Source organism: Aeromonas sp. EERV15, from assembly GCF_900079845.1.
GTDB lineage: Bacteria > Pseudomonadota > Gammaproteobacteria > Enterobacterales > Aeromonadaceae > Aeromonas > Aeromonas sobria.
Map to the genome: position 1 here is coordinate 64,714 of NZ_FKKY02000019.1, position 25,198 is coordinate 89,911.

Annotated in this window: 20 protein-coding genes and 6 tRNA genes; 19 read left to right on the forward strand and 7 right to left on the reverse strand. The window is 58.4% G+C overall.

Annotation, left to right across the window (positions count from 1 at the left end):
- Positions 1–27: 27 nt before the first annotated feature.
- Positions 28–1,035 carry an N-acetyl-gamma-glutamyl-phosphate reductase gene (argC, locus tag BN4575_RS16230; protein ID WP_068978970.1) on the reverse strand — a complete coding sequence of 336 codons (1,008 nt, stop codon included), beginning with the start codon at positions 1,033–1,035 and terminating at the stop codon, positions 28–30.
- 282 nt (positions 1,036–1,317) lie between these two features.
- Here argC and argE point away from each other — a divergent pair, with 282 nt between their 5' ends.
- Positions 1,318–2,463: an acetylornithine deacetylase gene (gene argE, locus BN4575_RS16235; RefSeq protein WP_068978971.1), complete on the forward strand. Its 1,146-nt coding sequence runs from the start codon at positions 1,318–1,320 to the stop codon at positions 2,461–2,463.
- Positions 2,464–2,694: 231 nt separating this feature from the next.
- Positions 2,695–5,328: a phosphoenolpyruvate carboxylase gene (gene ppc / locus BN4575_RS16240; RefSeq protein WP_068978972.1), complete on the forward strand. Its 2,634-nt coding sequence runs from the start codon at positions 2,695–2,697 to the stop codon at positions 5,326–5,328.
- 448 nt (positions 5,329–5,776) lie between these two features.
- On the opposite strand, the gene BN4575_RS16245 is transcribed toward ppc, so the two are convergent.
- On the reverse strand, positions 5,777–6,736 hold the full coding sequence (locus BN4575_RS16245; RefSeq protein ID WP_176716447.1) for a catalase family peroxidase: 960 nt from the start codon (positions 6,734–6,736) through the stop codon (positions 5,777–5,779).
- A 182-nt stretch (positions 6,737–6,918) separates the two neighbouring features.
- Positions 6,919–7,476 (reverse strand): outer membrane beta-barrel protein, encoded by a 558-nt coding sequence (locus BN4575_RS16250; protein ID WP_068978974.1) that lies wholly within the window; start codon positions 7,474–7,476, stop codon positions 6,919–6,921.
- A 576-nt stretch (positions 7,477–8,052) separates the two neighbouring features.
- Here BN4575_RS16250 and ybaK point away from each other — a divergent pair.
- Both ybaK and BN4575_RS16260 read left to right on the forward strand, forming a co-directional pair.
- Entirely contained in the window at positions 8,053–8,517 is a 465-nt protein-coding gene (gene ybaK / locus BN4575_RS16255; RefSeq protein WP_005336092.1) for a Cys-tRNA(Pro) deacylase, read from the forward strand.
- Positions 8,518–8,655: 138 nt separating this feature from the next.
- Positions 8,656–9,528 (forward strand): ABC transporter substrate-binding protein, encoded by an 873-nt coding sequence (locus tag BN4575_RS16260; RefSeq protein WP_068978975.1) that lies wholly within the window; start codon positions 8,656–8,658, stop codon positions 9,526–9,528.
- Here BN4575_RS16260 and BN4575_RS16265 read toward each other — a convergent pair.
- Complete coding sequence (locus BN4575_RS16265; RefSeq protein ID WP_068978976.1) at positions 9,522–10,406, reverse strand: LysR family transcriptional regulator; 885 nt, start codon at positions 10,404–10,406, stop codon at positions 9,522–9,524. The genes BN4575_RS16260 and BN4575_RS16265 overlap by 7 nt on opposite strands.
- A gap of 134 nt (positions 10,407–10,540) precedes the next feature.
- Here BN4575_RS16265 and BN4575_RS16270 point away from each other — a divergent pair, with 134 nt between their 5' ends.
- From BN4575_RS16270 to BN4575_RS16280, 3 genes are all read left to right on the forward strand, one after another.
- Positions 10,541–10,942: a CidA/LrgA family protein gene (locus BN4575_RS16270; protein WP_033135641.1), complete on the forward strand. Its 402-nt coding sequence runs from the start codon at positions 10,541–10,543 to the stop codon at positions 10,940–10,942.
- Positions 10,935–11,624: an LrgB family protein gene (locus BN4575_RS16275; protein ID WP_068978977.1), complete on the forward strand. Its 690-nt coding sequence runs from the start codon at positions 10,935–10,937 to the stop codon at positions 11,622–11,624. Before BN4575_RS16270 ends, BN4575_RS16275 begins: the two co-directional genes overlap by 8 nt.
- A gap of 111 nt (positions 11,625–11,735) precedes the next feature.
- Entirely contained in the window at positions 11,736–12,578 is an 843-nt protein-coding gene (locus BN4575_RS16280; protein WP_256028994.1) for a transporter substrate-binding domain-containing protein, read from the forward strand.
- Between the two features lie 65 nt (positions 12,579–12,643).
- Here the strand turns inward: BN4575_RS16280 and mutS are convergent, their stop codons facing one another.
- Entirely contained in the window at positions 12,644–15,163 is a 2,520-nt protein-coding gene (gene mutS / locus BN4575_RS16285; RefSeq protein ID WP_176716448.1) for a DNA mismatch repair protein MutS, read from the reverse strand.
- Positions 15,164–15,483: 320 nt separating this feature from the next.
- Here mutS and pncC point away from each other — a divergent pair, with 320 nt between their 5' ends.
- The 12 genes from pncC (at position 15,484) to BN4575_RS16345 (ending at position 23,190) form a co-directional block, all read left to right on the forward strand.
- The gene (pncC, locus tag BN4575_RS16290; RefSeq protein ID WP_068978980.1) at positions 15,484–15,975 is read left to right on the forward strand and encodes a nicotinamide-nucleotide amidase; all 492 of its coding nucleotides are present in this window, start codon (positions 15,484–15,486) and stop codon (positions 15,973–15,975) included.
- A gap of 80 nt (positions 15,976–16,055) precedes the next feature.
- Positions 16,056–17,114: a recombinase RecA gene (gene recA, locus BN4575_RS16295; protein ID WP_068978981.1), complete on the forward strand. Its 1,059-nt coding sequence runs from the start codon at positions 16,056–16,058 to the stop codon at positions 17,112–17,114.
- A 38-nt stretch (positions 17,115–17,152) separates the two neighbouring features.
- The gene (locus BN4575_RS16300) at positions 17,153–17,668 is read left to right on the forward strand and encodes a regulatory protein RecX (protein WP_068978982.1); all 516 of its coding nucleotides are present in this window, start codon (positions 17,153–17,155) and stop codon (positions 17,666–17,668) included.
- Positions 17,669–18,134: 466 nt separating this feature from the next.
- Positions 18,135–20,759: an alanine--tRNA ligase gene (alaS, locus tag BN4575_RS16305; RefSeq protein WP_068978983.1), complete on the forward strand. Its 2,625-nt coding sequence runs from the start codon at positions 18,135–18,137 to the stop codon at positions 20,757–20,759.
- A gap of 16 nt (positions 20,760–20,775) precedes the next feature.
- Positions 20,776–22,014, forward strand: coding sequence for an aspartate kinase (locus tag BN4575_RS16310; RefSeq protein ID WP_068978984.1), 1,239 nt, complete (start codon positions 20,776–20,778; stop codon positions 22,012–22,014).
- A gap of 103 nt (positions 22,015–22,117) precedes the next feature.
- On the forward strand, positions 22,118–22,306 hold the full coding sequence (gene csrA, locus BN4575_RS16315) for a carbon storage regulator CsrA (protein WP_042021513.1): 189 nt from the start codon (positions 22,118–22,120) through the stop codon (positions 22,304–22,306).
- A gap of 213 nt (positions 22,307–22,519) precedes the next feature.
- A tRNA-Ser gene (locus BN4575_RS16320) sits at positions 22,520–22,612 on the forward strand.
- A gap of 3 nt (positions 22,613–22,615) precedes the next feature.
- A tRNA-Arg gene (locus BN4575_RS16325) sits at positions 22,616–22,692 on the forward strand.
- Positions 22,693–22,792: 100 nt separating this feature from the next.
- A tRNA-Arg gene (locus tag BN4575_RS16330) sits at positions 22,793–22,869 on the forward strand.
- Positions 22,870–22,899: 30 nt separating this feature from the next.
- Positions 22,900–22,976 (forward strand) — tRNA-Arg (locus BN4575_RS16335).
- A gap of 30 nt (positions 22,977–23,006) precedes the next feature.
- A tRNA-Arg gene (locus BN4575_RS16340) sits at positions 23,007–23,083 on the forward strand.
- Between the two features lie 30 nt (positions 23,084–23,113).
- Positions 23,114–23,190 (forward strand) — tRNA-Arg (locus BN4575_RS16345).
- A gap of 347 nt (positions 23,191–23,537) precedes the next feature.
- Here BN4575_RS16345 and pbpG read toward each other — a convergent pair.
- The gene (gene pbpG / locus BN4575_RS16350; RefSeq protein WP_068978985.1) at positions 23,538–24,365 is read right to left on the reverse strand and encodes a D-alanyl-D-alanine endopeptidase; all 828 of its coding nucleotides are present in this window, start codon (positions 24,363–24,365) and stop codon (positions 23,538–23,540) included.
- A gap of 151 nt (positions 24,366–24,516) precedes the next feature.
- The gene (locus BN4575_RS16355) at positions 24,517–25,182 is read right to left on the reverse strand and encodes a DedA family protein (RefSeq protein ID WP_042021519.1); all 666 of its coding nucleotides are present in this window, start codon (positions 25,180–25,182) and stop codon (positions 24,517–24,519) included.
- Between the last annotated feature and the right edge of the window lie 16 nt (positions 25,183–25,198).

Genomic DNA, 25,198 nt, shown 5'->3' on the forward strand with positions numbered 1-25,198 from the left:
CCATGTTCGAGAGCCTTCCTTAAGTCCTTAAATCAGGCCGGTGGCCGGTTCAAATCCAAATTTGATATTTATGCACTGCATGGCTTGCGAGGCGGCACCCTTGAGCAGGTTGTCGATGGCAGAGACCACCACCAGCATGTTGCCTTGCTGTTGCCAGGCGATATCGCAGTAAGGGGTGCCCGCGACGCCGCGAATGGAGGGCATCTGGCCGGTGAGGCGCACCAGCGGCTTGCCTTCGTAAGCCTTGAGGAAGGCCTGATCCACCTGAGTGGGGGTGACGCCGTCCGCCAGCTGCACATAGATGGTGGCCAGAATGCCGCGCACATAGTTGCCAAGGTGGGGCTGGAACAGCACCTCCTTGCCGAGGTGGTGGCTGATCTCCGGCTGGTGTCTGTGATTGAAGGTGCCGTAAGGGTTGAGGCTCACTTCGCAGAAGCTGGTGTTGATGGCCGCCTTGCGCCCGGCGCCGGAAACCCCGGAGACGGCGTTGATGATCGGCTGCCACCCCTTGGCAATCAGGCCATCCTGCTGCAGCGGCTTGAGGGCGCACAGCGATGCGGTCGGGTAGCAACCGGGCACGGCGATCAGCTGGGCGCTGGCGATGGCATCGGCGTTCCACTCCGCCAGACCGTAGGCGGCCTGATCCAGCCACTGTTCGCTGTCGTGGGTGAAGCCGTAGAAGCTGTCGTAAAAGCCCTGATCCTTGACCCGGAAGGCGCCGGAGAGATCGAACACCGGCAGCCCCTTGGCGAGAAACTTGGGCGCCAGCTCGGCGCTCACCTCGTGGGCGGTGGCCAGCAGCACCAGATCGGCCTGGGTCAGGATCCGGGTCATGCCATCCTCGTCCAGCGGCAGCAGCGGCTGATCGAGGGCGCCAACCCACTGGGGATGCAGGGAAGAGAAGCGCTTGTGGGCATCCTGGCTGCCGGCGGAGACGTAGAGGCCAAACAGTTTGAGTTGTGGGTGGTTCTGTACCAGTGCGGCCAGTTCGGCTCCCGCGTAGCCACTGGCACCGACGATAACGGTGTTAAGCATGTTGAATATTCCAAGTCAGAGTTCGAGATTCACAGCATGGCGCTGCAGTGCATGGGGTTCATTCACCCCGGTGCACCGTCTTGATAAAACAAGTGCGGAGGGGCGATTCAGGCGGGTGTGTGTCGTCGGTTATAGATCAGGTGACAGAACATTAACTTTCCCTTACAACTAGAAGCCTTTGTTGATGAGCCAGATATTCAGGTAAAATTACAGAATATTCATGCACTCACTTTGCATTTGTATTTTCTAACAGAAACATTCCGGGGACGCAAGGAGGAGCTGATGGCCAATCTGGATTTTTTTTCACTTTATAAGAATATTATTGCGATTCCCTCTATCAGCAGCACGGATCCCAAGTGGGATCAGAGCAATGAGGGGGTGATTCGGCTGCTGGCCGACTGGTTCGGTCAGCTCGGTTTTCAGTGCGAGGTGACGGCGCTGCCTGATCTGCCGGGCAAATTCAATCTGGTGGCGACGATTGGCCAGGGGGAGGGCGGTCTGCTGCTGGCGGGCCACACCGATACGGTGCCGTTCGATGAGGGTGGCTGGAGCAAGGATCCCTTCCAGGTGACCGAAGAGGGCAACCGCCTCTATGGTCTCGGCACCATCGATATGAAGGGCTTCTTCGCCTTTATCGTCGAGGCACTGAAAGAGATTGACCTCAAGACGCTCAGCAAGCCGCTGCGCATTCTCGCGACTGCCGACGAAGAGACCACCATGGCGGGGGCGCGCGCCATCGCTGCGGCGGCCGAGCTGAAACCCGACTACGCGGTGATTGGCGAGCCGACTGGGCTGGTGCCGGTGGTGGCCCACAAGGGGCACATGTCGGAGGCGATCCGCATTACCGGCAAGAGCGGCCACAGCTCGGATCCCGCCAATGGCGTCAACGCCATGGAGATCATGCACAAGGCGATGGGGCAGGTGCTGCGCTTGCAGCAGGATCTGAAAGATCGCTACGCCGACCACCGCTTTGCCGTGCCGCAGCCGACCCTGAACCTGGGTTACATTCAGGGCGGCGACAGCCCGAACCGCATCTGCGGCTGCTGCGAGCTGCATATCGACCTGCGACCCACTCCGCAGGTGGGGCCAGACGAGTTGATGGGGATGCTCAAAGAGGCGCTGTCACCCATCGAGATCCACCAGCCGGGCTGCCTGCATCTGCAACATCTGCACGAGCCCATACCTGCTTACGCCTGCGCGGACGACTCTGTGCTGGTGCGCGAAGCGGAGAAGGCGAGCGGCCGCGCCGCCGAGTCGGTCAACTACTGTACCGAGGCGCCGTTTATCCAGCAGCTTGGCTGCCAGACCATCGTCATGGGCCCCGGCCATATCACCCAGGCGCACCAGCCGGATGAGTATCTCGACCTCTCGTTCGTCAAGCCGACCACCTCAGTGTTGCAGCACCTGATCAGACGTTTTTGCCTGTAGCGGCGGCGATGAAAGGGGCGTAAAAACTGTAAGTAAGTTACATAACAAGCCGGTTGTGGAGTAGTGACGGAAATACATGTTCTGAATCGGCCTGTTATTTGACCTTGCGCAGACAATCTGGGTAGATTGTCACCCTAAGATGACGGAGCATATGTTGTAATCGCACAACAATAAGTGAGGTCGTCTTGCACCCCGGATGGGTGTCAGGCACCAACAAGATAAGGATGTGGAATGAACGAAAAGTACGCCGCACTACGCGCCAACGTAGGTATGCTGGGTCAGCTGCTGGGTAAATCCATCAAGGATCATCAGGGTCAGGCCTTTCTCGACAAGATCGAAACCATTCGCCAATTGGCCAAGTCCTCCCGCAAGGGCAATGAATCAGACCGGGAACGTCTGCTCGATACCCTGCGCACCCTGAGTGATAGCGAGCTGCTGCCGGTGGCTCGCGCCTTCAGCCAGTTCCTCAATCTGGCCAACGTGGCGGAACAGTTCCACACCATCTCCCGTCGCTGCGAAGAGCAGGTCTGCACCCCGGATCCGCTGGAGCAGATGTTCGACAAACTGAAAGCCTCCAACCTGTCGCAAGAGGCCATCATTGCGGCCGTGCGCGAGCTGGATATCGATCTGGTGCTGACCGCTCACCCCACCGAGGTGACCCGTCGCACCCTGATCCACAAGCACGTGCAGCTCAACGACTGCCTCGAGGCGCTGGAACTTTCCGACCTGCTGCCCCGCGAGCGGGACAAGATCCTCAATCGCATCGAGCAGCTGATCAATCAGGCGTGGCACACCAACGAGATCCGCGAACAGCGCCCGACCCCGGTCGACGAGGCCAAGTGGGGCTTCGCCGTGGTGGAGAACAGCCTGTGGCCTGCTATCCCCGAATTCATGCGCAATCTGGACGAGCGTCTGCAACACCATCTGGGTGTGCGGCTGCCGCTGGATGCCGCGCCGGTCAAGTTCACCTCCTGGATGGGCGGTGACCGTGACGGCAACCCCTTCGTCACCGCCAAGGTGACTGCCGAAGTGCTGGAGCTGGGCCGCTGGATGGCGGTGAGCCTGTTCTACAAAGACATCAAGGAGCTCACCTCCGAGCTCTCCATGTCCGACTGTACCGACGCCGTGCGCGCTCGGGTTGGCGATCACCCTGAGCCCTACCGTGCGCTGGTGCGCGAGCTGCGTGAAGCGCTGCGCGAAACCAAGGAGCACCTCACCGCCAAGGTGCAGGGTCAGGTGAGCGAGAGCCTGGATCTGGTCAAAACCACCGCCCAGCTGCGCGAGCCGCTGGAGCTCTGCTACCACTCATTGCACGCCTGCGGCATGGGCAACATCGCCGACGGCATGCTGCTGGACGTGCTGCGCAAGGTCGCCTGTTTCGGCATCCATCTGGTCAAGCTCGATATCCGTCAGGATGGCGAGCGCCACGGGCTGGTCTTCTCCGAGCTGACCCGCTATCTGGGCATGGGTGACTATGCCGAGTGGAGCGAAGATGACAAGCAGGCCTTCCTGCTCAATGAGCTCAACTCCCGCCGCCCGCTGATCCCCCTCGACTGGGAGCCGAGCGCCGAGGTACGCGAGACGCTGGATACCTGCCGGGTCATCGCCCAGTACGACCCCGATGCGTTTGGCATCTACATCATCTCCATGGCCGGTGCGCCGTCCGATGTGCTGTCGGTGCAACTGCTGCTCAAGGAGGCAGGCTGCACGTTCCGCATGCCGGTCGCCCCGCTGTTTGAAACTCAGGATGACCTGATGGCAGGCACCGCCGTGATGGAGCGCCTGCTCTCGGTGGACTGGTATCGCGGCTACATTCAGGGCCGTCAGTACGTGATGATCGGTTACTCGGATTCTGCCAAGGATGCGGGCATGATGGCCGCTGGCTGGGCCCAGTACGCCGCCATGGAGTCGCTGGTGGGGCTGGCCGAAGCCAACAATATCCGCCTCACCCTGTTCCATGGCCGTGGCGGTACCGTCGGTCGTGGTGGTGCGCCTGCCCATCAGGCGATCCTTTCCCAGCCGCCGGGATCCCTGCGCGGCGGTCTGCGTACCACCGAACAGGGGGAGATGATCCGCTTCAAGTTTGGCCTGCCGAAAGTGGCGATCAAGAGTCTGGAGCTCTACACCAGCGCCGTGCTGGAAGGGAACCTTTTGCCGCCGCCCAAGCCGAAAGAGTGCTGGCGCGAGGTGATGGAACAGCTGGCCGCCGACTCCTGCGATCACTACCGCAGTATCGTGCGCGGTCATCCGGACTTCGTCCCTTACTTCCGTGCAGCCACCCCGGAGATGGAGCTTGGCAAGCTGCCGCTCGGTTCCCGTCCCTCCAAGCGCAAACCCAACGGCGGTGTCGAGAGCCTGCGCGCCATTCCGTGGATCTTCGCCTGGACCCAGAACCGCCTGATGCTGCCGGCTTGGCTCGGTGCCCACAAGGCGCTGCAACAGGCCATCGACGCCGGCAAGCTGGCGGTGCTGGAAGAGATGAGCGCCAAGTGGCCCTTCTTCCGCACCCGCCTCGAGATGCTGGAGATGGTGTTCCTCAAAGCGGACGTCTGGCTCGCCGAGTACTACGACACCCGTCTGGTGCCTCAGGAGCTGTGGGGCCTTGGCAAACAGCTGCGTCAGGAGCTCGCCGAATCTATTGAAGTAGTGCTGAAACTGAGCCCGCGCGGGGATCTGCTGGAGGATCAGCCGTGGATCAAGGAGTCCATCAAGCTGCGCAACCCCTACACAGATCCGCTCAACGTGCTGCAGGCCGAGCTGCTCAACCGTTCCCGTAACCAATCGGAGACCCTGCACCCCGAGCTGGACAAGGCGCTGATGGTCACCATCGCCGGTATTGCAGCAGGTATGCGCAACACCGGTTGATAGTCAGCCTAAGCCAGCAGGTTTCAGCAATATCCATCAAGCCAAAGGGCGCCGACAAGGCGCCCTTTGTTTTTTGTTGCTCAGCGGAGTCATGCCGCCATAGGAGCGATTAGCCGCCAGCCGTAATCGTCCGCACAGTCAAGCAGGTCGGAGGAACATATGACCTCATGGCTTGCCGCTACTCATGATCCGGTTAGATGAGATGGTTTCGCTGGCATAACAATCCGTCTGATTCTTGTTTCTTCAGTGCAAAAATCGTGGCTGTTGGTTAGCCGATTGAACAGAGCGTAGCGTCTATTTTTGTAATGTCCGATTTTTTTGGGGGGGGGAAGCCCCCCCCATTTTTTTGTGGTAACCGCCCGGCTTCGTTAGTACACAACCTGTGTGTGGTTGGTCGAAGTTGCGCTGAGTGGGGCCAAACGTGACTGATTCATTAGAAAAGCGGTGCTTATTTTTCTTGGCGTTTCCCCAAGGAAATGGCATAGGCAGCGGCGCGCGCCTTGAGGATTGGATCGTCTGCGGGCTCGATACCTTGGGGCAGTGTCGTTGGGAGGAAAGTGATGCTGTCACACACCGAGCTGTCAGCTAAGGCTGTCACACTTAATCGCCCTAGTATCCGTTGCTCACGACTTTGCCAGATCTGAGTCGAGTCGATAAGGCTATCTTTAGGGCCACGCAGTTGCCCTATTAACTGAAAGGTAACAGGGGCGTAGAGCAGGCGATTGCCAAGCTCATCGGTCAGGAAGCTGTCCGGTAGGTTGGCCTCTGCCGCGGTATCCAAATAGTGGGTCCCCGCCTCTGGCTGCAAGCTTAAACGCATCCATTCAGCATTGCCCTGAGCCGGTTCAAAACGGAATGCATGGGTCGAGAAATAGGGGGTGGTGGCATAGGATGCCGGTGCGGGGTGTTGGGCAAGTAACTGTGGCTGGGCTTTACCATCGGGGTAACGGATATTGTGGGCAGCGATCTTGTCCGGGTCAGGTCTCTTGGTTTGTGGATCGGGTACGCGGGCTTGCAAGAAGCTGACGAAAGACTCTGGTGTAGCGGCAAAGAAGACCGGTTCGGAGATCAGCACCAGATCGTATTGACCACCGATACGAAGAGACATACCACGAACTGTGCGGCTTTTGTCGGACGCAGCAGGATTGCCGCCGCCGATCGAGAACCGACCAATAGCATCCAGCTGCGGACCTGCAAAGAGTGTTGCAAGCGTGCTGCGACGAAGTTCAGATCCTGGCTCAAAACTGCCCTTAATACATAATCCCTTGGCATGCGAGGCTCGCATGCCATTATGTAGACCAAAGGTGTTATTGAGGGCATCAACCAGTTCCACGGGGCCGGGCTGGTTCGCTTGGGCCACAGAGTTGCCCAGGCTGATGGCGAGCGCAGAGGTGCTTAGCAGTGTCATGACTTTCCGGTTCTTCTTTATTAAATTCATTGGGTACCCCGTGAGGGAGAGAGCTAACAAGTGACATCAGCAATGAAACTGAAAGCGTTGGTCGCTTTCAGTTCCTGCGATGACAGGTGCATGTCTTGCGTGTCCGGTAAATTATTCGCACCGACTTTGGGAAGGCTGTTTAGCCAGAATATCTAGAAGTAAAAGCTGGTGCCGATGAGAAACTTGGTAAAGGAGTCTCTGGCATCGCCACCTGATACTTTTATTTTGTCCGTGCTGATGTTGTAGTTAACTTCTGCGGAAAGTGCGACATTACTGCTAATGAAATATTTTAATCCAAGTGCAGTTTTGAAATTTACTGCTGTTGCATCAAAGGATTTGGTTTTTAATCTGTCATCCTGATTGGTTTTATTATAGTTTGCACGGATCAGCTCTGTGGTAACTCCCACATATGGTACAAAATTGGTGCTGTTGGTAAAGTCGTATTCTGTAAATATGCCGATACCACCAGATTTATAGCTTTTACTCAGATCAGTTGTGATATTTGTGCCAAGTTCCCAGTTATCTTTTATGAAATAGCCATACTTGGTATTAAGGTCTATCGCGTAGCTATCTTCCGCTTCAAAATCGACCAATCCCTGAACATTGAGCTCTTGAGTGCCAGCCTTGAGGTAGGCGTTACTGTTCGCATAGGCTGTGCTGTTAAACAGTAGGGCTAGCAGGGTTGCTGCAAAGGCAATATTTTTTTTCATAATGAACTCCTTTGGTCTTTTCAACGGTGGTTTCTGGTTACATAAAGAAAATGTCGTATGGTCGTCATATAATTAATGCGATCAAGCACAAGATGTTTGAGTGAACTTCAAGACATAAATAGGTCGTTTTTAAGGATCTTTACGATATAATCCACTCTGTTTTCGGTTAGTCATGTCAGTCCTATTTGTTTAAATTTATTTCACATCCAGATTTACAGATGTGGCATAGCAATGGTCAAGCAGATTAAAAATAAAATGGGCTGATAGTTGTGTCAGCTGAGTAACTATATTGTGGCTTTTCATGTGGTTATGTTGAGTAAGCTTTTTATACTTTGTTATCCCCTTGCGATTATATGGTCAGAACGTGTTGCTTGAGCAGGCTGAATTATTTTTAATGCGACGCAGTCGTTTTTATTTCGCTTTGTTATCAGATATTTTTCAGACGTTTTGGTCTCATTTTAAATACAGGCCAGTGACCAATATACCTTTCCCCTTTCTATCCGGCTTGCATCCCCCGCCATGCAGGTGCAGACTGTTTGGCCTTGTTTTTATGCGATTCGATTCAAGGTATCCATCATGACTCCTGCCATCAACCTGCTGAAGAAGCTCAAAATTCCCCACAAGCTCTACCCCTACGAGTGCGAAGCCCACGACGATTTCGGCAAGCATGCCGCGACCCAGCTCGGGCTGCCGGAGGCACAGGTGTTCAAAACCCTGGTCGCCCATCACGACAAGCAGGCGGTGGTGGCCATCGTTCCCTCATCCGGCATGTGCAGCCTGAAGCAGCTGGCCAAGGCGACCGGTCTGAAGAAGGTGGAGATGATGAAGCCGGCGGAAGCGGAGAAGCTGACCGGTTACAAGGTGGGTGGCATCAGCCCGCTGGCTCAGAAGAAGCTGCTGCCCACCGTGCTCGATGAGTCGGCCCTGCAGTTTGACGAGATCCTGGTGAGCGGCGGCAAGCGCGGCCTCTCGGTGGGGGTGGCCCCGCAGGATATGCTGACGCTGATGAAGTGGATCGCCGCCCCTATCGGTGAAGAGTGAGATGGGCGAGCAGTAAGAGGAGTCAGGAGCAGAGCCACGCTACTGCTCGGGCTCTGATCCCTCCCATTATCGTACTGTGTTCAAGGGGATACGGGCAGGTCTATACTGGATAGACCTTGTTGTGTGAGCTTGGCCAACATGTCGCGACTGCTGTTCTGCCTCTTATTGTTCCCTTCTGTTTTGCTGGCCGCAACCCGTTACACCTATGTCAGCCCGGAGAGCGAGCGGGATCCGCGCACCACCTATGACCGGGAGTTGCTGCGCCTCGCCCTCGACAAGACCCGCGATCAGTTTGGTGACTATCTGCTGGAGCCTGCGCCGCCCATGACCAAGGCGCGCGAGCGGCTCAGCATGCAGCTCGATAGTTTTCCCAACTTCTTTGTGATGGACAGCTACAGCCGGACCCGCGAGCGGTTGGGGTTGGCCTATGTCCGCTTCCCAATCCATCTGGGCATCGTCAGTTACCGGATCTGTTTTGTCAGCCCGCAGCAACAGGCGGCAGTGGCCAGAGTGACCGACCTCAAGGGGCTGCGTCAGTTTACCTTCGGTCAGGGCAGGGGCTGGCTGGATGTGGATATCTTGCGTCACGCGGGGCTCGAAGTGGTGGATATCGAGGGATATGAGCTGCTGTTCAAGATGGTGGCGCGGGGCCGTTTCGATCTCTTCTGTCGAGGGGTGAGCGAGCTGCGCAGCGAGCAGCTCACTCATCAGGAGATTGAGGGGCTCAAGGTCGATGATGCCCTGATGCTCTACTACCCCTTGCCGCGGGTCTTCTACACCAACCCCAACAATCGCGAGGCGCTCAAGCGGGTCGAGCAGGGGTTGCAGTTGGCGTGGCAGGATGGCTCGCTCCAGGCGCTGTGGCGCAAGAGCTTTGGCCCGGCCATCGCCTTTGCCAAGCTGCCAGAGCGACGCCTCATTCGGCTGGAAAACCCCTTTCTCAAGGGAATAAGCTTCGATTACCGCCCCTACTTCTACAATCCGCAAACCGATCGCTTCGGCGATCAATGAGGCTGCTGCCGCTGGCGGCAGAGGGCCAGCCAGGCTTCGGCGGTGCGCGACAGATAGCGCTCGCTCGGCCAGATCACCCCGAGTTGCCAGCTCAGTTCGGGCTCCAGCGGCCGCAGTACCAGCCCGTCCGGGGTCAGCCGGTTGCAGACCGGCTCCGGTAAAAAGGCGATCCCCATGCCGCTGCGCACCATGGCGGTGAGAAAATCCCACTGACTGCTGCGGGCTGCCACCTGCGGCACAAAGCCCGCGTTCTGACATGCCTGCTCCAGTCGCTCGCTCAGGGTGAAGGCTTGGGTATAGAGCAAGAATGGCTCCTCCTGCAGGGATGCCAGTCGCAGCGGCGTATCGCCGCGCCAGCGGGGTTGATCCGGCAGTACCACCCTAATCGGGTATTGATCCAGCTCCAGCGCGCTGAGGGCGCCCCCCTCTTTGGTCGGCAGCATGGTGATGGCCAGATCCAGCTCACCTTCCAGCACCGCCTGCTCGATGCGGCGACCGCCGTACTCCACCAGCGTCAGCTCCACCTTGGGATAGCGGGTACGATAGGCGCGGATCAGATCCGCATAGACGTGGCCGACCATGGGGGGAATGCCGAGGGTGAGGCGACCGTGTTGCAGGCTCTGCAGATCCGCCAGTTCGGCCTCCAGCTGCTGCATTTCCGCCAGAATGGTCTGGGCCCGGTTGAACAGTACCTGGCCGCTGTCGGTCAGGGTGAAGCGGCGCCCCTCCCGGTTGAGCAGGGGCTGGCCCAGCTCCTCCTCGATATTGCGGATCATCTTGCTGATGGTGGGCTGGGTGACAAACAGTTTTTCAGAGGCGCGGGTAAAGCTCTGCTCTCGCACCAGCTCGACAAAATAGCGCAGGGCGCGAATATCCATGGACTCTCTCGACTCGTGTTGGCGGGTACGGGATTAAGTATGCCTATTTGGCATGAATTCGATAATTTTAATTCATTTCTGGCAGGTTTGGCGCATCTCTATACTGTGAGCCGGTTCACAGAAAGACGATGCTCATGAAAGCCCTCTGCTTGCGCTGGTTACAGACTCCCTTCCAGATTGTGTTGCTGGCAGCCATCTGGCTGCTAGCCGATACCGCGGTGCGCACCCTTCATCTGCCACTTCCGGCCAACCTTACCGGCATGCTGTTGCTGCTGGCCTGCATCCTGCTCGGGGTGGTCAAGGTCGAGTGGTTCCGTGCCGGGGCCCGCTGGCTGCTGGCGGAGATGCTGCTGTTCTTCGTTCCTGCCGTGGTGGCGGTGGTCAACTATCAGGATCTGCTGTTGCAGGAGGGGTGGCGGATCATGGTGGTGCTGCTGGTGAGCACCACGCTAGTGCTGGGCACCACAGCGCTGGTGGTGGATCGGGTCTATCGCCTTGAACTGAAACTGGCCCGCCGGAGTCGCCGTCATGTCTGATACCCTGCTCGGGCTGCTCTGTTTCGCCCTGACCCTGATCTTCTACTACGCCAGCAAGTGGCTCTACGGCAAAAAGCGCATCCTGCCGCTGATGCCCCTGCTGCTGGCGCCGACCCTGCTGGTGGCGGTGGTGTTGCTGTTCCACATCCCCTATCAGGATTACATGGCCGAGTCCCACTGGTTGCTCTGGCTGTTGGGCCCGGCCACCGTGGCCTTTGCGGTGCCGGTCTACGAGAACCGCCAGCTGGTGCGTCGTCACTGGCTGTCGCTGTCGGTGGGGGTGGTCGCCTCGGTCATCATGGCGGTCGGTAGCACAGTGCTGCTGGCCCGCTGGCTGGATCTCTCCGACATGCTGCAGCGCAGTCTGGCGATGCGCTCCATCACCACGCCTTTTGCGGTGGAGGCGACCCGTGCCATCGGTGGCCAGAGCGATCTCACTGCGCTGTTTGTGGTGCTGACCGGCGTCATCGGCATGGCAGTGGGGGAGAGCGTGCTCACCGTGTTGGCCATTCGCAGCCGTCTCGGCAAGGGGGCGGGTTTTGGTGCCTCGGCCCACGGCGCCGGTACCGCCAAGGCCTATCAGATGGGTAACGAAGAGGGGGTGGTCTCCAGCATGGTGATGATGATCGCCGGTATGGTGACCGTGTTGCTGGCGCCCCTGCTGGGGCGGGTGTTCTGGTAATTCCCAATAGCGGCTGGCGCACTACACTCAAATCATCAGGTTGTATGGATACTGTTTATGACTCCTTGCTGGCGCTTGCTATTTTGCTTGTTGGGTGGCGTTTTGTTACCAATGCCAGCCCTGCAGGCCGCCGCTATTTTTACTCATCCCAGCCCTGAAAGTGATCAGGATACACGGGCACTCTACTACCGTGATGTGCTGCAGCTGGCGCTGGAGAAAACCCTCGATAGCCATGGTGACTACCAGTTGCGGCCTGCCCCGCAGATGAACCGGGTTCGACTTCGTCTTGAAGTCCGGCTGGGCACTTATCCCAACTTCTTCTCGGCCGATAGCCAGCGCACCCCTGATGAAATGCTATTCCTTGATTATGTGCCTTTCCCCGCCGAGCTTGGCATCCTGGGTTATCGCATCTGTTTTGTCAGCCCCCAGCGGGAGCGTGAGGTCGCCAATATCACCCGATTGGAGCAGTTACAAGCACTGCAGCATGGACAGGGACGTGGCTGGCAGGATGTGTTTATTTTGCGCCATGCGGGTATGCAGGTGCAGGAGGTAGACAGTTATGAGCGGTTGTTCAAGTTAGTGTCGCGCGGGCGGATAGACCTGTTTTGCCGTGGTGCCAACGAGTTGTATACCGAGCTGGAACAGCGCCCGGAGCTGGGGCTGCGGGTCGACAAGCAGGTGCTGATCCATTATCCCTTCCCCCATCTTTTCTACACCAACAAGGATAACAAGCAGGGGGTTATCCGTATTACCAAGGGGTTGCAATTAGCCTGGCTTGATGGATCTTTGCAAAAGCTCTGGGCGAGTTATTTCAGAGCCGGCCTTGAGCGGGCCAATTTGCCGGCCCGTCAGCTGTTTGAGTTGGAAAATCCACTATTAACCCCCCTCGGCGTTGACCTTACCCCCTACCAGTATGACCCCATTCGTCAGCAATTCGGCAAGGGGACGCCCTAAGCGAGCAGGCAAAGAAAGGGGAACCTCACGGTTCCCCTTTTGCATGCCTGAGTAGCGGCAAGAGCTTACAACATCTGCTTGAGGCGATAGAGCAGGTCGAGCGCCTGACGGGGGGTCAGCTCGTCCGGGCGCACCCCTGCCAGCTCTTCCACCACCGGATGGGGCTGCGGGGCGAGGGTCACCGGGGCCGGGCGGGTTTCACCGGCGGCCACCGGGGTGGCGCTTTCCAGCTCGTGCAGTTTGTGACGGGCCTGCTGGATCACCGATTTCGGTACCCCCGCCAGAGCGGCGACTTGCAGACCGTAGGAGCGGCTGGCCGCCCCCTCCTGCACCGCATGCATAAAGGCGATGGTGTCGCCGTGCTCCACCGCATCCAGATGGACGTTGGCCAGCCCCTCCATCAGCTCCGGCAGCCGGGTCAGCTCGAAGTAGTGGGTGGCAAACAGGGTATAGGCGCCAATCTTGCTCGCCAGCTGTTCGGCGCAGGCCCACGCCAGCGAGAGGCCGTCGTAGGTGCTGGTGCCACGGCCAATCTCGTCCATCAGCACCAGACTGCGGGCGGTGGCGTTGTTGAGGATATTGGCGGTCTCGGTCATCTCCACCATAAAGGTGGAGCGGCCGGAGGCGAGATCGTCCGACGCCCCGATGCGGGTGAAGATGCGGTCGATGGGGCCGATGCGGGCGCTGTCGGCGGGCACGAAGGCGCCGATATGGGCCAGCAGCACGATCAGCGCGGTCTGGCGCATGTAGGTGGATTTACCACCCATGTTGGGGCCGGTGATGATCAGCATGCGGCGGCTACGCTGCAAATTGATCGGGTTGGCGATAAAGGGATCGCTCATCACCTGCTCCACCACTGGATGGCGGCCCGCCTCGATCAGGATCTGCTCCTCGTCGATGAGGGTCGGGCAGCGGTAGTCGAGGCTCTCGGCCCGCTCCGCCAGATTGGCCAGCACATCCAGCTCTGCCAGTGCGGCAGCGGACTCCTGCAGATCGCCGAGGTGAGGCAGCAGACTATCGAGCAGTTCTTCGTAGAGCCGCTTCTCCAGCGCCAGCGCCTGGGACTGGGCGGTGAGCACCTTGTCCTCGTACTTTTTCAGCTCGTCGATGATGTAGCGTTCGTTGTTCTTGAGGGTCTGGCGGCGGATGTAGTGGGCTGGCACCAGATGGCTGTTGGCGCGACTCACTTCGATGTAGAAGCCGTGTACCCGGTTGTAGCCCACCTTGAGGGTGTTGATGCCAGTCAGCAGCTTCTCCCGCTCCTCGATACGGGCCAGGCTGGCAGTGGCCCCGTCGGCCAGATCCCGCAGCTCGTCCAGCTCCTGATTAAAGCCGTCACGGATGACGCCGCCATCGCGGATCAGCACCGGCGGTACCTCCATCACCGCGCGCTCCAGCAGGTCGAGCAGCTCGGGGAAGGTGCTGGCGCGCTCGGCCAGTTGCTGCACCGCTTCGTGTTGGTTGTCCGCCAGCAGGCGCTGCAACTCGGGCAACTGGGCGAAGGCCTGACGCAGGCGGGTGAGGTCGCGCGGACGGGCCGAACGCAGGGCCAGACGAGCCAGTACCCGCTCCACGTCGCCGACTTGGCGCAGCAGACCGCCCAACTCGTCGTAGAGGTTCTGCTCGATGAGCTCCTTGATGGTGCTCTGGCGACCTTTCAGGATCACCCGATCGCGGATCGGCTGGTGGATCCAGCGCTTGAGCAAGCGGCTGCCCATGGGGGTGGCGGTGCGATCCAGCACCTCGGCCAGGGTATTTTCATAGCCCCCCGCCAGATTCTGGGTCAGCTCCAGATTGCGGCGGGTGGCGGCATCCATGATGACGGCGTGATCGGGCTGCTCGAGGCGCACGCTGCGGATGTGGGGCAGGGCAGTGCGCTGGGTGTCTTTCACGTATTGCATCAGGCAACCGGCGGCGCACAGGGCAGTCTCGCTCTTGTCGACGCCAAAGCCCACCAGATCCTGGGTGCCGAACTGCTGGCAGAGCAGCTTGCGGGCGGTGCCGAGCTCAAACTCCCACTCGGGGCGGCGACGCAGGCCACGACGACCCTCGATATGGTGCAGGAACTCGAACGATTCGGGATAGAGCAGCTCCGCCGGATTGGTGCGTTGCAGCTCCGCCAGTAACGTCTCTTCCTTGTCGAACTGGTTGATGAAGAAGCGGCCGGAGCCGATGTCCATGGTGCCATAGCCGAAGCGGCGGCCATCGTGGTAGACGGCGGCGATCAGGTTGTCTTGCCGCTCGCTGAGCAGCGCCTCGTCGGAGACTGTGCCCGGGGTGATAATACGGATCACCTTGCGTTCCACCGGCCCCTTGCTGGTGGCGGGATCCCCCACCTGCTCGCAGATGGCGGCGGATTCGCCGAGCTGCACCAGCTTGGCCAGATAGCCCTCAATGGAGTGATAGGGCACCCCCGCCATCGGGATGGGGCTGCCCGCCGACTGGCCGCGCTTGGTCAGGGAGATATCGAGCAGCTGGGAGGCCTTGCGGGCATCGTCATAGAACAGCTCGTAGAAGTCGCCCATCCGGTAAAACAGCAGGATCTCCGGGTTCTCGGCCTTGAGGCAAAGGTACTGCTGCATCATGGGCGTGTGGGCGCTCAGATTGGCGCCGGAAGCGGAGCCTGTGGCGCCGCTGGCTTGGTGTTGTGCGGTCATGTTCTGTTCCAGAAGGGGCCTCTGCGGGCCAGTGTCTGCGGTGATGAGCCTTGAGCTTGATGGCGCCATTCTACACATAAGCGCCGCGACGGGGGAGCGGGTGTTCCGGGCGCGGCTGCTCTGCAGTATTGAAGGCATGACATCGGAGCGACACCCCATTGCAGCAGGCAAGCGCGGTCTGCCGTGGTTGCGGGCGGCGGTAGCGGGATCGCATAATGTGCCTCTTGAGCGGATCAGCAGGAGTCGTGATGAAACTGGATACAGAGATAGAGCAGCTTGCCATCGAGCTGGGGCAGGCCCTCGGTCAGCGGGGCTGGTTGGCGGCGACCGCCGAATCCTGTACTGGCGGCGGGGTGGCCAGCGCCATCACTGACATCGCGGGCAGCTCCGGCTGGTTCGATCGCGGTTTTGTCACCTACACCAACGAGGCCAAGCAGCAGATGCTGGGGGTGAGCGGCGAGACTCTTGCACAGCATGGCGCGGTGAGCGAAGCCGTGGTGCTGGAGATGGCCCGCGGCGCGCTGGCTCATTCGTCAGCCTCTATCAGCGTTGCCATTAGCGGCATCGCCGGCCCCGGTGGCGCCACTGAGGATAAGCCGGTCGGCACTGTCTGGTTCGCCTGGGCCGATCGCAACGGCCGTCACCACTCCCTGCTCGCCCGTTTCGACGGGGATCGCCGACAGGTGCGCCAGCAGGCGGTGAGACAGGCCTTGTCGGGTCTGTTGGCCCTGCTCAGATAAATTGGGCTTGATACTGTATGAATAGACAGTATACTTAGCCCAACTTCACTTCTTACTCACGATTTCCAGCGGAGATTGGCATGGATCAGAACAAACAGAAGGCACTGGCGGCTGCGCTGGGTCAGATTGAAAAGCAGTTCGGCAAAGGTTCCATCATGCGTCTGGGCGACAGCAAGACCATGGATATCGAAGCCATCTCTACCGGTTCCCTCTCGCTGGACGTGGCGCTGGGCATTGGCGGCCTGCCGTGTGGCCGTATCGTCGAGATCTACGGCCCGGAATCTTCCGGTAAAACCACCCTCACTCTGCAGGTGATCGCGGAAGCCCAGAAGAAAGGCAAGGTCTGTGCCTTTATCGATGCGGAACACGCCCTCGACCCTATCTATGCTGCCAAGCTGGGCGTCAACGTCGACGACCTGCTGATCTCCCAGCCGGATACCGGTGAACAGGCGCTGGAAATCTGCGACATGCTGGTTCGCTCCAACGCCGTTGACGTCATCATCGTTGACTCCGTGGCGGCCTTGACCCCGAAAGCGGAAATCGAAGGGGAGATGGGTGACTCCCACGTCGGCCTGCAGGCCCGTCTGATGTCCCAGGCGCTGCGCAAGCTGACTGCCAATATCAAGAACGCCAACTGTCTGTGCATCTTCATTAACCAGATCCGGATGAAGATCGGCGTCATGTTCGGTAGCCCGGAGACCACCACTGGTGGTAACGCGCTCAAGTTCTACGCCTCCGTGCGTCTGGATATCCGTCGTATCGGCGCTATCAAGGAAGGCGACGAAGTGGTCGGTAACGAGACCCGTGTCAAAGTGGTCAAGAATAAGGTGGCCCCGCCCTTCAAGCAGGCTGAATTCCAGATTTTCTACGGTGTCGGTATCTCCAAAGAGGGCGAGCTGGTGGATCTGGGGGTCAAGCACAAGCTGATCGACAAAGCCGGTGCCTGGTACAGCTACAACGGCGAGAAGATTGGTCAGGGCAAGGCCAACGTGATGAAGCTGTTTGCCGAGAACAAGACGATGGCCGCCGAGATCGAGGTGCGCTTGCGTGAGCTGCTGCTATCCGGTGCGGTTCCCGCCGAAAAGCCGGTAGTGGCTGACGAAGAGCTCGAAGATGAAAGCGAACAAGAGTTCGAATAAGGTAAAGGAGGCCGGGTTGATACCCGGCCTTGTCATTTATGGTCGATGAATCTTCCTCTGGTCACGCCCCTGAACCCGTTGAACCCTCCTTTGAAGAGCTGTTTGCTGCCGCCCGCGCTTTTGCCATGCGCAGTCTGGCCCGCCGCGAGAGCGCCGAGTCTGAGCTGGCCAATCGGCTGCGCCAGCAGGGCTTCAAGGAAGAGGTGATTGCGGCGGTGGTTGACTACTGCCGCGGTTACAACTGGGTCAACGACGAACGTTACGGCGGCATGGCGGTGCGGGCCGGTGCGGCCAAGGGGCATGGCCCCATCAAGATCCGCTTCGATCTGCGTCGCAAGGGGCTCGACGATATGCAGATCGATGCCGCCTTCGATCAGCCGGAGCTGGATTGGTTCGAGCTGGCGTTTGCCCTGCTCGAACGGCGCGCCCGGGTGGCTGATCTGGCGGATTTCAAGCTGCGGATGAAGTGGCTCAAGTACCTGCTGGGGCGTGGCTTTACCCAGGATCAGGCGCGTTATGCGATCTCAGCCCTGCAAGAGTCGGCCGCAGAGTAACGGGGCCGGTGCCTTGTCCCGTGATGCAAGGTCGTGAGGCGATGTTGTGCCCGCCTTATTGCTAGACATATTGAGCACGGGATGGTGTTGTTGTTTCGGCTCGTGCTGATGGCGATCCGCAGTCCATGCCGCGTATGGTTGTTCCTGCGCTCCGGCAGCGATCTTTCCTCTTCCTTGCATCCCTCGGTGATACCCCTTATTTCACCTTTATAGGATTTTCCCTGCCCATTCAGTGGCTTGGGTGTCGGGTATGGCAAAAGGCCGATTCTTCCGTGTCACTCGCCTATTTTCCTCTGCTTTTGGCTTGATCTCTGGCTCAAAAAGCCGCTGTTTGCCTCTCTTTTCTCTTCGTATCCGTTTATGCGCGCTTTTTCGCCCGTGACTGGCTGGTACGTTTTACTTTGCCCCGCAGAAAACTTACATTAATGCGATTAAAAGTCCGTATTCGAATCAAGCAGGGTTTTCCATGTATATGTCCACGTCAGAGATACGCGCGGCGTTTCTCGAGTATTTCCGTTCCCAGGAACACCAGGTTGTCTCCTCCAGCTCGCTGGTACCGCATAACGACCCGACTCTGTTGTTTACCAACGCGGGTATGAACCAGTTCAAGGATGTGTTCCTTGGCGCCGAGAAGCGTGCCTACAACCGCGCCACCACGTCCCAGCGTTGTGTCCGTGCCGGTGGTAAACACAATGACCTGGAAAACGTCGGCTATACCGCCCGTCACCACACTTTCTTCGAAATGCTGGGTAACTTCAGCTTCGGCGATTACTTCAAGCATGACGCCATCAAGTTTGCCTGGGCATTCCTGACTGAAGTGCTGCAGCTGCCGAAAGAGCGCCTGTTGGTAACTGTCTACGCGACTGACGATGAAGCGTTCGATATCTGGGAAAAAGAGGTCGGTGTACCGGCCGATCGCATCGTGCGCATCGGTGACAACAAAGGCGCTCCTTATGCGTCCGACAACTTCTGGGCTATGGGTGATACCGGCCCGTGCGGTCCTTGCACCGAGATCTTCTATGACCACGGCGATCACATCTGGGGTGGCCGTCCCGGCTCACCGGAAGAGGATGGCGACCGTTTCATCGAGATCTGGAACGTGGTGTTCATGCAGTTCAACCGTCAGGCTGACGGCACCATGGAGCCGCTGCCCCGTCCGTCCGTGGATACCGGTATGGGTCTGGAGCGTATCTCCGCCATCATGCAGGGTGTGCACTCCAACTACGAAATAGACATCTTCCAGGCGCTGATCAAGAAAGCGGCCGAGATCGTCGGTACCACTGATCTCAGCAACCAGTCTCTGCGCGTCATCGCCGACCACATTCGTTCTTGTGCCTTCCTGATCGCAGATGGCGTGATGCCGTCCAACGAAGGTCGTGGCTATGTGCTGCGCCGCATCATCCGCCGCGCCGTGCGCCACGGTCGCAAGCTGGGCGCTACCGACGTCTTCTTCTTCAAACTGGCTGCCGAGCTGGCGGTGCAGATGAAGGATGTGGCGGGTGAGTTGATCGCCCAGCTGCCGCTGGTCGAGCGCGTGCTGCGCATCGAGGAAGAGCAGTTTGTCCGCACTCTGGATCGTGGTCTGCTGCTGCTGGAAGATGTGCTGGCCAACCTGGGCGACGCCAAAGTCGTGCCGGGTGAGGTGGTGTTCAAGCTGTATGACACCTACGGCTTCCCAGCTGACCTGACTGCTGACGTAGTGCGCGAGCGCGACATCAGCATCGATGAAGAGGGCTTCACCGTCGAGATGCAGAAGCAGCGTGCTCGCGCCAAAGAGGCATCCAGCTTCGGCGTGAACTACAACGAGATGCTCAAGCTCGACTTCGAAACGCCGTTTACCGGTTACCAGAACCTGAGCGAGCGCACCCGTGTGCTCGGCATCTACAAGGGCACCGAAGAGGTGAGCGGCCTGATCGCCGGTGACGAAGCCGTCATCGTGCTGGAGCAGACCCCCTTCTACGCCGAATCCGGTGGTCAGGTAGGTGACAGCGGTACCCTGAAAGTGGACGACGGCATCTTTGCCGTGACCGATACCCTGAAGGCGGGTAAGGCGATCATCCATAAAGGTTACATGGAGCTGGGCACCCTGGAGAAGGGCGCCGAGGTTGAAGCTGTGGTTGATGATGCTCGTCGTCAGGACGTGGCGTTGAACCACTCGGTGACGCACCTGTTGCACGCCGCCCTGCGTCAGTCGCTGGGGGATCACGTGACCCAGAAAGGTTCTCTGGTGGGGGCCGAGCGTATGCGCTTTGACTTCTCTCACTTCGAAGGGCTGACCATGGCGACCATTCGTCGCATCGAAGAGCTGGTCAACGCCCAGATCCGTGCCAACCATGAGATCGACACTCAGGTGATGGATCTGGATGCAGCCAAGTCTGCCGGTGCCATGGCGCTGTTTGGTGAAAAGTACGAAGATGACGTGCGTGTCGTGCGCATGGGCGACTACTCCACCGAGCTGTGTGGTGGTACTCACGCCAAGCGCACCGGTGATATCGGCTTCTTCAAGATCATCGCCGAGAGTGGTATCGCGGCAGGCATTCGTCGTATCGAAGCGGTGACTGGTAAGGGCGCTATCGACTTCATGCACCAGCTGGCCGAGCAGTTTGAAGAGGCTGCCGCGCTGGTGAAAGGCGATCAGTTCTCCATCGGCAGCAAGGTGCGCCAGATGTTGGATAAATCCAAGATGATGGAGCGCGAGCTGGAGCAGCTCAAGGCCAAACTGGCGGCTCAGGCCGGTAGTGACTTGCTGAGCCAGGTGATCGAGATTAACGGTCAGAAAGTACTGATTGCCGCGCTGGAAGGGGCCGATCCAAAAGCCCTGCGTGGCATGCTGGACGAGCTGAAAAACCGCATGAAGTCCGGTGTCGTCTTACTGGCAACCAGCGGTGATGACAAGGTCAACCTGATCGCCGGTGTCACCAGCGATTTGACCAGCAAGGTCAAGGCTGGTGAGCTGGTCAATCTGGTTGCCCTGCAGGTGGGTGGCAAGGGCGGTGGCCGTCCAGACATGGCTCAGGCGGGTGGTACTCTGCCGGAAGCTGTGCCTGCGGCGCTGCAATCTGTTCACTCCTGGCTGGAAGAGCGCCTGTAAGCAGGTGAGGTGATCTGTGGCACTCTATGTACAGAAGTACGGCGGCACGTCGGTCGGCACTCTCGAGCGGATCGCGGCGGTAGCGGAGCGGGTTCAACAGACCCGCGCCCAAGGACATGATGTGGTGGTGGTTGTCTCTGCCATGTCGGGCGAAACCAACCGGTTGCTGGGCATGGCCCAGCAGCTGGACCCTGATGCCAACCGGCGCGAGATGGATGTGCTGGTCTCCACCGGTGAGCAGGTCACCATAGCGCTGCTGGCGATCGCCTTGAATCAGCGTGGTTGCCCGGCGGTCTCAATGACCGGTGATCAGGTGCGTATTCATACCGATTCCGCCTATGGCAAGGCGCGTATCACCCACATTGACACCGAACGGGTTCAGACTGAGCTGGGGGCGGGCAAGGTGGTGGTGATCGCCGGTTTCCAGGGCCGTGACGAGCATAACGCCATCACGACGCTGGGCCGCGGTGGCTCGGACACCACTGCGGTTGCGGTGGCGGCGGCCATCAAGGCCGATGAGTGCCAGATATTTACCGATGTGGATGGGGTGTACACCACGGATCCGCGCATCGAACCCAAGGCCCGGCGTCTCGATACCATCACCTTCGAGGAGATGCTGGAGATGGCCAGTCTGGGGGCCAAGGTGCTGCAGATCCGCTCGGTGGAGTTTGCGGGCAAGTACCGTGTCCCGCTGCGGGTGCTGTCGAGCTTTATCGCTGGAGAGGGAACCTTAATCACATATGGAGGTGAAAGGATGGAAGCTCCCCTGGTATCCGGGATCGCTTTTAACCGCAACGAGGCCAGCCTGACCATTCTGGGCGTGCCTGACAGACCAACCGTTGCCGCGCAGATCCTCAATCCGATCAGCGACGCCAACATTGATGTCGACATGATTGTGCAGAACACCCTGGGTGATGGCACTGCCGACTTCACCTTTACGGTGAATCGTGATGACTATCGTCGTGCCCGGGCATTGCTGGAGGAGACCGCCACTGCGCTGGGCGCCTCCTGTGTCCAAGGGAATGGCGAGATAGCCAAAGTCTCCATTGTCGGTGTCGGCATGTGGAACCACCCCGGGGTTGCTCGCACCATGTTCAAGGTATTGGGCGAGGAGGGGATCAACATGCAGTTGATCTCGACCTCTGAAATCAAGATCTCTGTGGTGATTGACGAGAAGTACCTGGAGCTGGCAGTGCGGGCCCTGCACGCGGCTTTCGGGTTGGATCAGGCGCCTCTGGAGCAGCCCTTGGGCTAACAATCTCTGATTGATTTAGTTTCAACCATTTACCATATCGGTATCTTTGTAAGATAATGTCGCATATCGATATAAAAACAAAACAAGATACAGGAGCAAGCGAATGCTTATTTTGACTCGTCGTGTTGGGGAAACCCTGATGATTGGTGATGAAGTGACTGTCACCGTATTGGGCGTTAAAGGTAACCAGGTCCGTATCGGTGTCAACGCACCGAAAGAGGTCTCTGTACACCGTGAAGAGATTTACCAGCGTATCCAGGCTGAAAAAGTGCCGGCACAACCTAACTTCTAAGTAGCGGTTGATGACTGTGACAAGGCGACACCTTATGTGTCGCCTTTTGTTTTTCTGATAGCTGACATTGCCCTGCAACGGGCAAAACGGTGCCCTAAGTAGTGATATTGCTTGAATATTCCACGCTTTGACCAAATGCTGAGCGAACGCGCTTTTTTCTCCAAAAAAGTGTTTGACTAAAAATCCCTGTGAAGTATTATCAGCCCCGCAAACGGAGAGGTGGCCGAGAGGCTGAAGGCGCTCCCCTGCTAAGGGAGTATGCGGCTTATACCCGCATCGGGGGTTCGAATCCCCCCTTCTCCGCCATTTGCGCCCGTAGCTCAGCTGGATAGAGTACCTGGCTACGAACCAGGTGGTCGGAGGTTCGAATCCTCCCGGGCGCACCATATTTAGACTCAAGCAAGAGTCATGTGTTGACCATCAGCAAGTCGGCACTTTGAAAAAGGCTTACTGATAAGTAAGCTTTTTTTATCGTTTTAAAACAGAGCGCCCGTAGCTCAGCTGGATAGAGTACCTGGCTACGAACCAGGTGGTCGGAGGTTCGAATCCTCCCGGGCGCACCATATTTGAAAGCAGTATCAAAAAGTTTGTGAGCGCCCGTAGCTCAGCTGGATAGAGTACCTGGCTACGAACCAGGTGGTCGGAGGTTCGAATCCTCCCGGGCGCACCATTTTTGAAAGCAGTACTAAAAAGTTTGTGAGCGCCCGTAGCTCAGCTGGATAGAGTACCTGGCTACGAACCAGGTGGTCGGAGGTTCGAATCCTCCCGGGCGCACCATATTTGAAAGCAGTATTAAAAAGTTTATGAGCGCCCGTAGCTCAGCTGGATAGAGTACCTGGCTACGAACCAGGTGGTCGGAGGTTCGAATCCTCCCGGGCGCACCATATAGACAGCCTCGACTCAGGTCGGGGCTGTTTTTTTATATGCGAAATTCACCTCTGTGGTGCGGATCTGCTTCCGTGGTGACGGGTCGTCCACCGTCCTGTCGATCTGCTCTTGCCATCTCTTCTGCTTCGCTTCCCGCTATTGGGTACCGGTTTTCTGACCAGGGTTACCCCCTATCTCTATTACCGCTTCTGCCTGCGCTCTGTATGTCTGTTGCTGCAACGGGGGATAGCGTGCCATGTCATCGCTCAGGGCGTAACAGCCAACCCCTTGTACCACCAGCAGTGGTGTTTTACGGGTAATAAAAAAGGATGCCGCAGCATCCTTTTGACGTGAGAAGGTCAACTCAGCTTTTCAGCCACTTGCGAATACGATTGGCATCGCCGATCGGGGTGCGTTTGCCCACCGAGTTGAGCAGCACAATGGCAAGCTCCTGGCGGTCGGGCTTGGCGCGCATCACCAGACAGCGGCCCGCTTCATCGGTAAAACCGGTCTTGGAGAGTCGCACGTCCCAATCCGGGTTTTTCACCAGCGGGTTGGTGTTGTTGAACATCAGGCTGTAGGCGGGGGCGCTGAAGCGCATCTCCCGGTTCTCATCCTGAGTGAACTGACGGATCAGCGGCTGGCGATAGGCGGCGGCGGCCAGCTTGCCCAGATCCTGGGCGGTGGAGACGTTGCGGGTGGAGAGGCCGGTGGAGTCGTAGAAGTGGGTATTACGCATACCCAGCTGTCTGGCCTTGTTGTTCATGGCCCGCACGAAGGCACTGCGGCCACCCGGATAGTGACGCGCCAGTGCGGAGGCCATCCGGTTCTCTGAGGACATCAACGCCAGATGCAGCGCATCACGGCGGGTCACCTTGGTGCCCATGCGGATGCGTGAATGGGTGTGTTTGACCCGATCCAGATCGTTCTTGTCAACCGTCAGGGTCTGACTGAGATTCTGTTTGGCATCCAGCACTACCAACGCGGTCATCAGCTTGGTGAGGGAGGCAATGGGGCGCACCTTGGTGGCATTTTTTTGATAGAGCGTCTTGCCCGTGTTGACATCAAGAACCAGCGCGCTGCTGGAGCGAACATCCAGTTTGGCAGGGTTGGGGGCGGCGTTGACCCCAGGCAATCCCAGCATTCCCATCAAGCCGACAACCAGCGCTACTGCGCGAATCCGATACCGCATACAACCGACTCCATTCCCATCCAAAAAAGGCGCTAGATTCACTCATTTTTGCCCCTGCTTTACAAGGGCCTTTCGAGACTATTTATCTTGTTTGCGCAAAAGCGCGATCAAAAAAGCCCTCGGGTGAGGGCTTTTAGGTTTGGGTGACAGATCAATCCCGTGGCTGTACTGCCCTGCGTTTGCTGATCCAGCGCCAGACCAGTGCCACCATGCCACCCACCAGCAGCACCACCGGCAGATAGATGATGATGTTGAGGAACTGGGTCTGGTATTCCGCCGCCAGCTTGGTATGGCTCAGATAATAACCGAAACCGACCAGCGGGCAGATCCACATGATGGAGCTGATCAGGTTGACAATGAGAAAGCGCCCCTGCGGCAGCTCGGTGGCACCGACGATATAGGGGTAGGCGGTGCGCACGAAGGCGATATAGCGAGCGGTGATCAGGGTGATGATCCCGTACTTGTCCAGCAGGTGGTAAACCTTCTGCTGGTGTCGCTCTTCCACATGGGACATCAGCCGATGGTACATCTGGGTGTGGCCGAGGACGCGCCCTTGCATATAGCCAAGCCAGGTGCCGACAAAGGTGGCCATGATCAACAGCGGGATCACCCCGAGGGACAATACGTCTTGATAAATCAGCACGCCGGTGAGGATCAGCAGGCTGTCACCGGGTAGAAAGGCGGTAGGGATGAATCCGTTTTCCAATACCAGAAACGTCAAAATCACACCACAGATCATGAAGGCCATCTTGGGATCGGAAAGGGTGTTCAGATCATGATTCATAAAGGCGTGAGCCAGTTGGTAAAACTGCTCCATCTTGCAAACTCCGCAG

Bases quoted from the DNA above. Each gene is read 5' to 3' on its own strand.
- argC (WP_068978970.1), bottom strand. From the start codon at position 1,035: ATGCTTAACACCGTTATCGTCGGTGCCAGTGGCTACGCGGGAGCCGAA.
- argE (WP_068978971.1), top strand. From the start codon at position 1,318: ATGGCCAATCTGGATTTTTTTTCACTTTATAAGAATATTATTGCGATT.
- ppc (WP_068978972.1), top strand. From the start codon at position 2,695: ATGAACGAAAAGTACGCCGCACTACGCGCCAACGTAGGTATGCTGGGT.
- BN4575_RS16245 (WP_176716447.1), bottom strand. From the start codon at position 6,736: ATGACACTGCTAAGCACCTCTGCGCTCGCCATCAGCCTGGGCAACTCT.
- BN4575_RS16250 (WP_068978974.1), bottom strand. From the start codon at position 7,476: ATGAAAAAAAATATTGCCTTTGCAGCAACCCTGCTAGCCCTACTGTTT.
- ybaK (WP_005336092.1), top strand. From the start codon at position 8,053: ATGACTCCTGCCATCAACCTGCTGAAGAAGCTCAAAATTCCCCACAAG.
- BN4575_RS16260 (WP_068978975.1), top strand. From the start codon at position 8,656: ATGTCGCGACTGCTGTTCTGCCTCTTATTGTTCCCTTCTGTTTTGCTG.
- BN4575_RS16265 (WP_068978976.1), bottom strand. From the start codon at position 10,406: ATGGATATTCGCGCCCTGCGCTATTTTGTCGAGCTGGTGCGAGAGCAG.
- BN4575_RS16270 (WP_033135641.1), top strand. From the start codon at position 10,541: ATGAAAGCCCTCTGCTTGCGCTGGTTACAGACTCCCTTCCAGATTGTG.
- BN4575_RS16275 (WP_068978977.1), top strand. From the start codon at position 10,935: ATGTCTGATACCCTGCTCGGGCTGCTCTGTTTCGCCCTGACCCTGATC.
- BN4575_RS16280 (WP_256028994.1), top strand. From the start codon at position 11,736: ATGCCAGCCCTGCAGGCCGCCGCTATTTTTACTCATCCCAGCCCTGAA.
- mutS (WP_176716448.1), bottom strand. From the start codon at position 15,163: ATGATGCAGCAGTACCTTTGCCTCAAGGCCGAGAACCCGGAGATCCTG.
- pncC (WP_068978980.1), top strand. From the start codon at position 15,484: ATGAAACTGGATACAGAGATAGAGCAGCTTGCCATCGAGCTGGGGCAG.
- recA (WP_068978981.1), top strand. From the start codon at position 16,056: ATGGATCAGAACAAACAGAAGGCACTGGCGGCTGCGCTGGGTCAGATT.
- BN4575_RS16300 (WP_068978982.1), top strand. From the start codon at position 17,153: ATGGTCGATGAATCTTCCTCTGGTCACGCCCCTGAACCCGTTGAACCC.
- alaS (WP_068978983.1), top strand. From the start codon at position 18,135: ATGTATATGTCCACGTCAGAGATACGCGCGGCGTTTCTCGAGTATTTC.
- csrA (WP_042021513.1), top strand. From the start codon at position 22,118: ATGCTTATTTTGACTCGTCGTGTTGGGGAAACCCTGATGATTGGTGAT.
- pbpG (WP_068978985.1), bottom strand. From the start codon at position 24,365: ATGCGGTATCGGATTCGCGCAGTAGCGCTGGTTGTCGGCTTGATGGGA.
- BN4575_RS16355 (WP_042021519.1), bottom strand. From the start codon at position 25,182: ATGGAGCAGTTTTACCAACTGGCTCACGCCTTTATGAATCATGATCTG.